Origin of the sequence: Rhodococcus sp. NPDC047139 (assembly GCF_040643435.1) — a bacterium.
Taxonomy (GTDB): domain Bacteria; phylum Actinomycetota; class Actinomycetes; order Mycobacteriales; family Mycobacteriaceae; genus Rhodococcus.
In genome coordinates, this window is the sequence record NZ_JBEYUH010000016.1 from 104,637 (window position 1) to 115,275 (window position 10,639).

A 10,639-nucleotide genomic window follows, 5' to 3' on the forward strand; every position below is an offset into this window, starting at 1 on the left:
CTACGGACCGTCAGTACAGTGCCAGGGCGAGCTTGCGACGTGACGCCACCACGACGGGATCTGCTGCGTCGAACAACTCGAAGAGTTCGACGAGCCGGGTGCGAGCGGCGGTCCGCTCGTCTCCGGCGCTGCGACGCACGAACTCGATGAGACGGCCGAATGCCGCCTCCGGCTGCTGTGAAAGCAGTTCGGCGTCCGCCGCCACGAACTGTGCCTCGAGGTCGCCGGGCGCGGCATCTGCGCGCTCGATCGCATCGGCCGGTGCGTTGCTCGCCCGGGCGAGGAAACGCACCTGGCGCAGCGCAGCCTGCGCCTCGGTGTTGCCGGGTTCGGAGTTCAGGACGAGCTGGTAGGCCGCCTCGGCACCCTCGAAGTCACCGTTCTCGAGGGCTTGTTCGGCGGCTTCGAAACGCGGATCGGCGGGCTGTTCCTCGGGCTCGGCGCCGGGAGGACCCGACAGCTTGCCGGCCACGGCATTCTGGATGGCATCGAGCCACTGTCGCAGCGCCGGTTCGGGCTGGACACCCTGGAAGTCGGCGAGCGGCTGCCCCGCTGCGATCGCGACCACCGTCGGTACCGACTGGACACCGAAGGCCTGGGCGATACGCGGGTTCGCGTCGACGTCGACCTTCGCGAGAACCCACGAGCCGCCTGCCTCGTTCGCGAGTTTCTCGAGGACGGGCGAGAGTTGCTTGCACGGCTCACACCAGGTCGCCCACAAGTCGACTATCACGGGCACCTGCATGGATCGCTGCAGCACCTCGGTCTCGAACGTCGCTTCGGTGACGTCCACGATCGGGGCGAGGGCGCCGGGGGCGGCGCCGTCGCCACCGGGCGGAGGCGGAGGCGGCGCGGCGGCTCTCTCCTTGAGCGGTGAGAGATCCACCGCGCCGGACATCGCCGCGGCAACGGCGGCAGAACGTGCGGGGCGGGAACCGGGTCGAGTCACGTCCACCAGTTTGTCACGAGTGGTGGGCATCGCGCTGTGCGGTCCGGCAGCAGACCGCGGGCGAGGTCAGGCGGTCGCTGCGACTTCTTCGCGGGTTCCGGGAGCGGACAGCTCTGCGAGGCGGCCGGTACGCACCGCCCAGCGTTCGAAGACGATCGTGCCGAAGGGAGGCACGCTCGAGACGAGCGCGAGGAAGGTCGTCTTCAGGTCCCACTTCAGCGCGAAAGCAGTGACGAACGAGATGAGCACGAACGGGATGAAGCCGGCCACGCCGTGCACCATGCCCGGAATCGCGATTGCTTCCTCGTAGCCCAGCACCCACTTGAAGAACATGGCGATCAGGAGGGCGAGCCAGGTCACAGCCTCCCAGATGGCAATCAGTCGAAAGCGCTTCGCGGGGGTGGACACGTCGAGGATTCTGGTCATGCCGCCATTGTGCCGAAAGGTCTACGACACCCCGTAGTTCCGTGAGATACATCACGGCCCCGGCGCGTTTGCGCCGGGGCCGCGATCCGCTCTACGGGCGGATCAGTTCTCGGGAACCCGCACGATGAGCGCGTCGCCCTGACCGCCACCCCCGCACAGGGCGGCAGCACCGACGCCGCCACCGCGACGCTTCAACTCGAGGGCGAGGTGCAGCACGATGCGCGCACCCGACATGCCCAGCGGGTGGCCGAGCGCGATCGCGCCGCCGTTGACGTTCACCTTCGCGGGATCGATGCCCAGTTCGCGAGCGGACACGATGCCCACCGCAGCGAACGCCTCGTTGATCTCGACGAGATCGAGATCCTTCGGATCGATGCCCTCACGCTCGCATGCCTGTGCGATCGCCCGTGCCGGTTGCGACTGCAGCGTCGAGTCCGGTCCGGCGACGACGCCGTGCCGGCCGATCTCCGCGAGCCAGCTCAGCCCGAGTTCTTCTGCCTTCGCCTTGCTCATGACCACGACCGCGGCCGCACCGTCCGAGATCTGGGAGGCGGAACCGGCGGTGACGGTGCCGTCCTTGGAGAAGGCCGGCCGCAGGGCACCGAGGGACTCGGTGGTGGTCTCCGGGCGGATGCCTTCGTCGGCGGCGAATACGATCGGGTCGCCCTTGCGCTGCGGGATCGATACCGGCACGACCTCGTCCTCGAACAGGCCGTCCTTCCAGGCGCGGGCGGCATTCTGGTGCGAGGCTGCAGCGAAGGCGTCCTGCTCCTCGCGGGAGACGAACCGGTCGCCGGAGTTGGCCGACTCGGTGAGGTTGCCCATCGCCTGGTCGGTGAAGATGTCGTGCAGGCCGTCGTAAGCCATGTGGTCGCGCAGGGTCACGTCGCCGTACTTGAAGCCGGCGCGGGACTTCTCGAGCATGTGCGGTGCCTGGCTCATCGACTCCTGGCCGCCGGCGACGACGACGTCGAACTCGCCCGCACGGATGAGCTGATCGGCCATCGCGATCGCATTGATGCCGGACAGACACACCTTGTTGATAGTGAGCGCCGGGACGTCCATCGGGATACCGGCGGCGACCGCTGCCTGACGGGCCGGGATCTGACCGGCACCGGCGGTGAGGACCTGCCCCATGATCACGTATTCGACCTGCTCAGGAGCCACACCGGCGCGCTCGAGCGCACCGGCGATCGCGACGCCACCGAGATCGGATCCGGAGAAATCCTTGAGCGAGCCCTGCAGGCGCCCCATGGGCGTACGGGCTCCGGCGACGATGACAGAACTGCTCACGGGACATTCCTCCGGGAGATCGGCATTTGTTCGGGAACTCCACTCGGGTATCCACCTGAATCCCGATAGGAGTGCACCCAACGGTACCGCTACCGTCTAGAGCATGACCGAGACCTCTCCCACATCATCTTCGGCAGCACCCGTCCTCGCTTCCGGACTCGTCACTGCCATCGATCACGTCGGCATCGCGGTTCCCGATCTGGATGCAGCACTCACCTGGTACGCCGAGAACCTCGGCCTCGTCTCCACTCATGAGGAGGTCAACGAGGAGCAAGGCGTGCGTGAGGCGATGCTTGCCGTCCCGGGCAGCCCGGAGGGCGCTACGCAGATCCAGTTGCTCGCTCCCTTGAACGAGAACTCGACGATCGCCAAGTTCCTCGACCGCAGCGGCCCCGGCCTGCAGCAGCTCGCCTACCGTGTGTCCGACCTCGACGCGGTCTCCGCGGCATTGCGCGAGCGCGGTGTCCGGTTGCTGTACGACGCCCCCCGTCGCGGCACCGCGGATTCGCGCATCAATTTCGTGCACCCGAAGGATGCGGGCGGCGTTCTCGTCGAACTCGTCGAACCCGCAGCGCATCCCGCTCACTGACAATCCGTCCCGGTGCGCCCCGCCCGTGTATCGGTCGGGAGCGCACCGGCTCGTACCCACATCCAACGGGTAGATTGTCTCCATGGTCTTCGATCGTGATCGCGTACCCAGCCACCTGCCGTTCTCCATCGTGCGGAAGGGCTTCGACCGCGACGAGGTGACCAACTACTTCGCCCGCTTCGAAGCCGAACTGCGCGTAACCGCCACCGACCGCGATGCAGCCGCTGCGCAGGCACGGGATCTGGCGCGCCAGCTCGAGAACGCCCGCAACGAGATCGACGAGCTGCGTAAGGACGTCGACCGGCTGTCCGTGCCTCCCACCACCGCCGAAGGGATGAGCGACCGCATCTCCCGGATGCTGCGTCTCGCGTCCGACGAGGCGTCTGAGCTGCGTGCCCGTGCCGAAGCCGACGCTGCCGAGATGATCTCGCTCGCAGAGCAGGAAGGCATCCGTCTTCGGGGCGACTACGAGAAGAAGCTCGCCGAGCTCGAGGACACCCGTGTCGCCTTTGCTGCGGAACACGAACGAACGATGACCGCAGCCCGCGCCGAGGCCGACCGGATCGTGGCCGCAGCCCGTGCAGAGGCGGAGCGTCTCGCCGCCGAGGCCGCGGACAAGCGTGAGCAGGTACAGCAGGACTTCGAGATCACCATGGCCGAACGCCGCTCCAAGCTGCTCGGTGCTCTCGACGAGCTCGAACGGACGAGCAAGGCCGAAGCCGAGCGCCGCGTCGAACAGGCGACGCAGGAGGCAGAACGGCGGCTCACCCGCGCCACCGAGCAGTCCGAACGCAAGGTCGCAAACGCGCGCGACCTCACCGAGGAACTGCGTGTGCTGCGCGGACGTATCCTCGGCCAGCTCCATGCCGTTCGGGAACAGCTCGACGACGTGCCGACGCTGCTCGCGGCGATCAACCGCGAAGGCGAGTTGCTCGATCGGGATATTTCGCTCGACGAGCCTCGCACGACGGTGCTCGGCGCTCCGCGCGATAAGAAGGCCTCCGAGGATGACGGACCCACCGAAGCCGAAACCACAGATGCCGTGAATGCAGGCGAGGTGGACGCGGACGAAACTCCGCGCCCGCAAACGAACGAGACTGCTCGCGTGCCACAGGCAGACAAGACCGCACAGATGCCACAGGCAGACAACACCGCACGACGTCCGCAAACCGGCAACCCGCGGCCGGGTGAGGACCGGAACCGCCGACCGGGCTCGACCGGCGGGCCGAACGCGGCAGCACAACCGAACACCGCGCAGGGCTCGGCGCCCGGCCCCCGCACGCCGAATGCCGCAGCGCCGAACCGCCCGTCAGCGGTGGGTGCCGGTGCTCAGGGTCGATCGCCCGCGGTGGCCAGCAAAGTTCGCAACTGACGGTGCCGACCGGTCCGCGCCGCGTCCGCCGACAGTTCTGCGGCGACTACGACCAACGTCGGGTGGGGCGGCGCGTTCCCCTGCCCGACCAGCACCCGTTGTGCCAATGCCGGCGGTCTTCCGCCCCACCGAGGGCGTCGGTCGGCCATGCGACGACGTGCGGCGTGCCCGGCGCGATCTCGTGATCGCAGCCCGGGCATCGATACGGTTTGGTAGCGCGTGAGCCCGGAACGGTCCGCACCGTGAACCGCTCCCCCTCTGCGCCCGCGGGGCCGTTCTCCGTGCGAGCCGTCGCCCCGATATAGGTCGGGGGATCGGCGGAGTTTCCGGCGCGCTTGCGACCGGTGCGGGATCTGTTGCGGCGCGGCACGATCAGAACAATCTGAACTCGGTGCTCTCGGTGCCGCGCAGTGCCTCGTAGTCGAGAACGAGACAGCGGATGCCACGATCCGTGGCCAAAGTCCGTGCCTGCGGCTTGATCTGCTGGGCTGCGAATACGCCGGTGACCGGAGCGAGCAGCGGATCCCGGTTGAGGAGCTCGAGGTAGCGGGTGAGCTGCTCCACGCCGTCGATCTCGCCGCGACGCTTCACCTCGACCGCGACGGTCGCGCCGTCGGCGTCCCGGCACAGCAGGTCCACCGGTCCGATCGCCGTCGGGTACTCCCGCCGGATCAGCGTGAACCCGCTACCCAGGGTTTCCACGTGTTCGGCGAGCAGCTCTTGAAGGTGCGCCTCGACGCCGTCTTTGATCAGCCCGGGATCCACACCGAGTTCGTGACTCGAATCGTGGTCGACCTCTTCGAGAGTGATCCGCAGCTGCTCGCCGGCCTTGTTCGTGACCACCCATAGAGCCTCGGCATCTTCGGCCGATTCCTCCTCGAGCCAGCAGGGTGGGCTCATCCAGTTCAGAGGCTTGTAGGCGCGGTCGTCGGCGTGAACGCTCACCGAACCGTCGGCCTTGACCAAAAGGAGACGTCGGGCCGTCGGCAGATGAGCCGTCAGGCGTCCGATGTAGTCCACACGGCAACGGGCAATCACAAGACGCACACAGCCACCCTAGAGGATCGACTCGACTAGTCTCGAACGACCATGCCCACACGCAGTCGTCACGCGGCCCCGCTCGGTTCGGTGCTCCTGGGAGAGCCTGCCGAACCGATCCGGCGCCAACGCATCAGGATCCAGACCCTGCTGACGTTGTCGCTGATCGGCACGCACCTCATCGGCGCTCTCATCGTGGCAGCGCTGATCAACGTCGTGATCCCGGGTCCGTCCGTGCTGACAACCGACTTCCTCGTCGTCACGGCGGTCCTCGCTCCGGTCTACGTGATCTCGGCCGTCGTGATCGGCTCGGTCTTGGGCACACGAGCGACCCTCCGCAGGCTGCGCTGGGCGCTCGAGAATCGCCCTCCCACCCCGCAGGAACAGCGAGTCGCACTGCGCATGCCCTGGCGTACCACCCTTCAGCAGGGCGCACTGTGGTTCGTCGGTCTGATCCTGTTCACCACGAGTTTCGGGGTCATCGACCCGCAGACGATCCCGAAGGTCGCGTTGACGATCACTCTCGCGGGCGTCACCGTGTGCGGATTCGCCTACATGTTCACCGAATTCGCGCTGCGCCCGATCTCTGCTCGGGCCCTCGAGGCCGGCACACCTCATCGTCCCCGTCTCGCCGGCACCACAGGACGGGTCATGCTCGCATGGGCGCTCGGTAGCGCTGTGCCTGTCGTCGGCCTGATCGTCATCGCGGTGTTCAGCTTCATCCGTCCCGTCACCTCCGTGCGACTGGCGATCACGATCCTCGCTATCGGTGGTCTGGGTCTGCTCACCGGTTCGCTACTGATGTTCCTCACCATCCGGTCGACCATCGCACCGATCGAATCCGTACGTGCCGGTATGAAACGCATCGCAGCGGGCGACTTCGACACCGCGGTCGTCGTGTACGACGGAACCGAACTGGGGCAGTTGCAGACCGGATTCAATCGGATGGCCGAGGGGCTGCGCGAGCGCGAAAGGTTGCGCGACGTGTTCGGTAGACACGTCGGGCGGGATGTCGCAGCCGCGGCACTGGCCAATCCGGGCGTCCTCGGCGGAGAGGAACGAGACGTCGCGGTGTTGTTCGTGGACATCGTCGGTTCCACCGCGTTGGCCGCCAGTCGCCCGCCCACAGATGTCGTGGCCCTGCTCAACCGGTTCTTCGCTGTCGTGGTCGAGGAAGTGCACGCCGCCGACGGATTCGTCAACAAGTTCGAGGGCGACGCGGCGCTCGCGATCTTCGGGGCACCGGTCGCCCTCGACAACGCCGCCGGTTACGCGCTCGGTGCCGCGAGGAGGATGGCGCGGCGTCTGGCCGAGGAGGTGCCGGAGTGCCGCGCGGGCATCGGCGTCACGGCCGGTCGCGCAGTCGCCGGAAACATCGGTGCGCAGGAGCGCTTCGAGTACACGGTGATCGGTGATCCGGTCAACGAAGCGGCGAGACTGTCCGATCTCGCGAAGACCATCCCCGGATACGTGGCGGCATCGGCGCGCACAGTAGATCTCGCCCCGGACGACGAACGGATCCGCTGGAAATCAGGCGAGGAGGTCGTCCTGCGCGGCCGGACCGAGCCGACACTGCTGGCAGTTCCTCGCGAGGATTGACGTTCCTCCACCTCACTCGTTTGCCAGTACCGCGTCGAGGAACTTTCGGGTGCGCTCTTCCCGCGGGTCGGTGAAGATCCGTTCGGGAGTACCCTCTTCCACGATGCGTCCTCGATCGAACATCAGCACACGGTCGGAGACGTCCCGGGCAAATTGCATCTCGTGCGTCACGATCAGCATCGTGATGTCCGTCGTCTCGGCGATCGTGCGGAGAACATCCAGCACGTCTGCGACGAGTTCGGGATCGAGTGCCGACGTGACCTCGTCGAGCAACAGGATCTCGGGATCCATCGCGAGGGCACGCGCGATCGCGACCCGCTGCTGCTGACCACCCGACAAATGTGTGGGATGCGCGTTCTCCTTGTCGGACAGACCGACCATCGCGAGCAGTTCCCGTGCACGGTCCTGTGCGTCGGACTTGCTGCGGCCGAGCACGTGAACCGGCGCCTCGGTGAGGTTCTCCATGACATTCATGTTGGGGAAGAGGTTGAACTGCTGGAAGACCATGCCGATGCTGCGCCGCCTCGACCGGAGATAACGCTCGGATGCAGGAACCAGACGTGAACCCTTCAGCTCGTGCGTAAGTGGTTCACCCTTTACCCACACCACACCGTCGTCGATCTTCTCGAGCGTCATGAGCAGGCGGAGAATGGTCGTCTTTCCCGACCCGCTCGGACCGATCAAGGTGACCCGCTCGCCCGCCGTCACGGTGAAGTCGAGGTGGTCGAGGACCACATGGTCGCCGTATCGCTTGACGACGGAATCGAATCGGATCATCGATCCGTCCGATGTGGCTGCGTGCCGGGGCCCCTCGGCGACGGTTTCCTTGTTCATCTCAGTAGGCAAGGCGACGCTCCAATCGGCGGACGAGCAACGACGTCGGGTAGCTGGCGACGAGGAAGATCAAGCCGGCCAAGGTGAGTGGTTCGAGATACTGGAAGTTGCGCGCCCCGAACTGCTGTGCGGCCGTCACCATTTCCACCACGGAGATGGTGAACAGGAAGGGCGTGTCCTTGAACAGGGAGATCGCATAATTGCCCAGTGCAGGTACGACCCGGCGCACGGCCTGCGGGAGGATCACCGCCCGCCAGGTGCGCAGCGGTGAGAGCGACAGCGCACGGCAGGCTTCCCACTGCCCCTTGGGCACCGCGTCGATGCCCGCCCGGTAGACCTCTGCCATGTACGTCGAGTAGTGGATTCCCAGTACGGTGATTCCGATCTGGAGCGCACTGAACTGCGGAAGCAAGTAGTAGACGAACAGCAGCTGCACCACGAGTGGCGTGAGGCGAATGAACTGCACAACGGCGGACAACGCGGAGGCGAAGACCTTCGGAAGCGATCGACGGGCGATAGCGACGACCAGCCCGAGAATCGCGGCCACCACGAACCCTAGAACCGTGGCCAGCAAGGTGATCCGGAAACCCTCGAGCAGCACCGGAAGTGCTTCGGCCGCTCGCTCCCAACTCCAATCGACATTCATGTCCGCGCCCCCACCGGTTCGTCGAATACGGGAGCAAGACCGAAGATCTCACGCAGCGTCGGCCCCGTGCCGAGGCGACTCTTGGCCCGCACCTCGAGTGCGTTCATGAGCAAGGTCAGCACGTAGCCGAGCACGAAGTACAGAACCAACCCCACACCGAAAGCGAAGAGCGTGTCGCCCGTCCCCCGGCGAAGCTGCTCGACCTGGAATGTGAGGTCCTGCAAGAGGATATAACTGGCCAGGGCCGTACCCTTGAGCAGCTGGATGAGCAGGTTCGTCAGGGGCGGAATCATCTCTGCCCAGGCCTGGGGGAAGATCACTCGCCGCATTCGTTGCCAGTAGCCGAAGTTCAGCGCCGTCGCTGCCTCCCACTGTGGCTTCGGGACCGATGCGATCGCGCCACGCACCACCTCCGCCCCGTAGGCGCCGTAGTTCAGCGCCAGCGCAAGGATCCCGCACACGATGGGTTCGAGCCGATATCCGAACAACGGCAGAACGTAGAAGAGCCAGAACAGTTGCACGAGAAGCGAAGTGCCCCGGAAGAACTCGATGACGACGCGAGCACTCCCACGAAGGACGATGTTCCGTGCACCTGCCGACAACCCGAGCGCGACAGCCAGCAGAAACGCGAATACGGCACTCCCGACGGTCAATTCGGCCGTGACCAGCAGACCGTCGAGCAACTGCGGGACGGAATCCCACAGGAACCCGAGTTGGGATACGAAATCCATGACGGCTCGATCCGGCTCAGGAATTGCCTTCGCAGAGTATCTCGGTCGTCAGATTCGGATCGGGCAACTCCGCTTCCGTGAACCCGAAATCCCCGACGATCGACAGATACTTCTGGGGGTCCGACGTTATCTTGGCGAGTTCCTCGTTGTATGCGTCGCGCAGTTCGGTGTCCTCCTTACGGAAGACCGTTCCGCCGGCCCCCACCTGAGGTTCACCGTCGATCTCCGCGACGAACGATTCCGTGACATCGACCGGAGCGCCCTCGTTGTTCTGTTTCATCCAGTTGAGAGAGATGCCGGTGAGCGCGAAGACGTCGGCTCGTCCGTTGACGACTGCATCCATGCCGGCCTGTGGAGACGGTACCTGCATCGCGTCGATACCGAGTGCGGATGCGTAGTCGGCTTCGATCGCACCGGTGAGCACGGCCATCCGGACGTCGCTGTCGGCGATGGATTGCATGTCGTCGAGCTGCCCGGGGTTCCCTCGAGGAACCATGAGCGCGGTCGTGTAGTTGAACTCGGGCTCGCTGAACAGCGCCTGCTCACAGCGTTGCGGCAGAATCGACATGCCTGCACTCACTACGTCGAACCGCCCCGCTTGCAGACCGGGAATGAGCGCACCGAACTCGGTGGACACGCCTTCGACGTTGTCGATTCCCAGGTTCTTGAAGATCTCGCGGTGCAGAGCGACCGTTGCGCCGGTCAGCTCGCCGTTCTCCATGAAGCTGTAGGGAGCCTCGCCGGCGAATCCGACCGTGACGGTGCCGTTCTCTCGCAATCGTTCGAGTGTGGATCCCCCGCCTTCGGTGTCGACGCTTGTGCAGCCCGTAGCCGCCGCTCCGAGAAGCCCCAGGCCGGCGACCACCGCCGTCATCCTGCTTGCTGCGCTCGTTCCCGTCGACTTCCCCATCGCTACGCCCCCTTCTCGTCGTCCGCGACTGCTCGATCGAGCGCCACCGCCGATATCGGCACGAACCGTACGGATCGTGCATGTGCGGACGTTACCCACATCTCGGGGGTAAGCCGGGAGCAGAGAGGTCTTGTTACCATCTCGTGATCTGATATTCGGCTCTTCGCAGTTGGTAGGGGCAGGTGTCGACCGACCCCGTTGCCGTGTCGGTGATTGAAAAAGGGCCCGCGCCCTTGTGAGCTGGGTGTTCTC

At 65.8% G+C, this 10,639-nt stretch carries 12 protein-coding genes; 3 read left to right on the forward strand and 9 right to left on the reverse strand.

From position 1 onward, the window contains the following. Nucleotides 1-10 precede the first annotated feature (10 nt). The 3 genes from ABZ789_RS18815 to ABZ789_RS18825 all read right to left on the reverse strand — a co-directional run bounded on the left by ABZ789_RS18815 (nucleotide 11) and on the right by ABZ789_RS18825 (nucleotide 2,668). On the reverse strand, nucleotides 11-898 hold the full coding sequence (locus ABZ789_RS18815; protein WP_358426828.1) for a tetratricopeptide repeat protein: 888 nt from the start codon (nucleotides 896-898) through the stop codon (nucleotides 11-13). A 117-nt stretch (nucleotides 899-1,015) separates the two neighbouring features. Next, complete coding sequence (locus ABZ789_RS18820) at nucleotides 1,016-1,375, reverse strand: DUF3817 domain-containing protein (RefSeq protein WP_358426780.1); 360 nt, start codon at nucleotides 1,373-1,375, stop codon at nucleotides 1,016-1,018. A gap of 102 nt (nucleotides 1,376-1,477) precedes the next feature. Then, complete coding sequence (locus ABZ789_RS18825; protein ID WP_358426783.1) at nucleotides 1,478-2,668, reverse strand: acetyl-CoA C-acetyltransferase; 1,191 nt, start codon at nucleotides 2,666-2,668, stop codon at nucleotides 1,478-1,480. 103 nt (nucleotides 2,669-2,771) lie between these two features. Between ABZ789_RS18825 and mce the strand changes: the two genes are divergently transcribed. Next, a complete protein-coding gene (gene mce, locus ABZ789_RS18830) occupies nucleotides 2,772-3,257 on the forward strand; it encodes a methylmalonyl-CoA epimerase (RefSeq protein ID WP_358426786.1) in 486 nt (161 codons plus the stop codon). Between the two features lie 82 nt (nucleotides 3,258-3,339). Next, nucleotides 3,340-4,629 (forward strand): hypothetical protein, encoded by a 1,290-nt coding sequence (locus ABZ789_RS18835; protein WP_358426789.1) that lies wholly within the window; start codon nucleotides 3,340-3,342, stop codon nucleotides 4,627-4,629. A gap of 46 nt (nucleotides 4,630-4,675) precedes the next feature. On the opposite strand, the gene ABZ789_RS18840 is transcribed toward ABZ789_RS18835, so the two are convergent. Next, nucleotides 4,676-4,999, reverse strand: coding sequence for an ATP/GTP-binding protein (locus tag ABZ789_RS18840; protein WP_358426792.1), 324 nt, complete (start codon nucleotides 4,997-4,999; stop codon nucleotides 4,676-4,678). Nucleotides 5,000-5,001: 2 nt separating this feature from the next. Further along, nucleotides 5,002-5,676, reverse strand: a complete 675-nt coding sequence (gene nucS / locus ABZ789_RS18845) for an endonuclease NucS (RefSeq protein WP_358426795.1) — start codon at nucleotides 5,674-5,676, stop codon at nucleotides 5,002-5,004. A 42-nt stretch (nucleotides 5,677-5,718) separates the two neighbouring features. Between nucS and ABZ789_RS18850 the strand changes: the two genes are divergently transcribed. Then, on the forward strand, nucleotides 5,719-7,266 hold the full coding sequence (locus tag ABZ789_RS18850) for an adenylate/guanylate cyclase domain-containing protein (protein WP_358426798.1): 1,548 nt from the start codon (nucleotides 5,719-5,721) through the stop codon (nucleotides 7,264-7,266). A gap of 12 nt (nucleotides 7,267-7,278) precedes the next feature. Here the strand turns inward: ABZ789_RS18850 and ehuA are convergent, their stop codons facing one another. From ehuA to ehuB, 4 genes are read right to left on the reverse strand one after another with little or no spacing between them, the layout of a single operon-like run. Continuing rightward, complete coding sequence (gene ehuA, locus ABZ789_RS18855) at nucleotides 7,279-8,043, reverse strand: ectoine/hydroxyectoine ABC transporter ATP-binding protein EhuA (RefSeq protein WP_358426831.1); 765 nt, start codon at nucleotides 8,041-8,043, stop codon at nucleotides 7,279-7,281. A 58-nt stretch (nucleotides 8,044-8,101) separates the two neighbouring features. Further along, nucleotides 8,102-8,746, reverse strand: a complete 645-nt coding sequence (gene ehuD, locus ABZ789_RS18860; RefSeq protein WP_358426801.1) for an ectoine/hydroxyectoine ABC transporter permease subunit EhuD — start codon at nucleotides 8,744-8,746, stop codon at nucleotides 8,102-8,104. After that, nucleotides 8,743-9,477 carry an ectoine/hydroxyectoine ABC transporter permease subunit EhuC gene (gene ehuC, locus ABZ789_RS18865; protein ID WP_358426804.1) on the reverse strand — a complete coding sequence of 245 codons (735 nt, stop codon included), beginning with the start codon at nucleotides 9,475-9,477 and terminating at the stop codon, nucleotides 8,743-8,745. Before ehuC ends, ehuD begins: the two co-directional genes overlap by 4 nt. Before the next feature lie 16 nt (nucleotides 9,478-9,493). Further along, nucleotides 9,494-10,387 (reverse strand): ectoine/hydroxyectoine ABC transporter substrate-binding protein EhuB, encoded by an 894-nt coding sequence (gene ehuB / locus ABZ789_RS18870; RefSeq protein WP_358426807.1) that lies wholly within the window; start codon nucleotides 10,385-10,387, stop codon nucleotides 9,494-9,496. Between the last annotated feature and the right edge of the window lie 252 nt (nucleotides 10,388-10,639).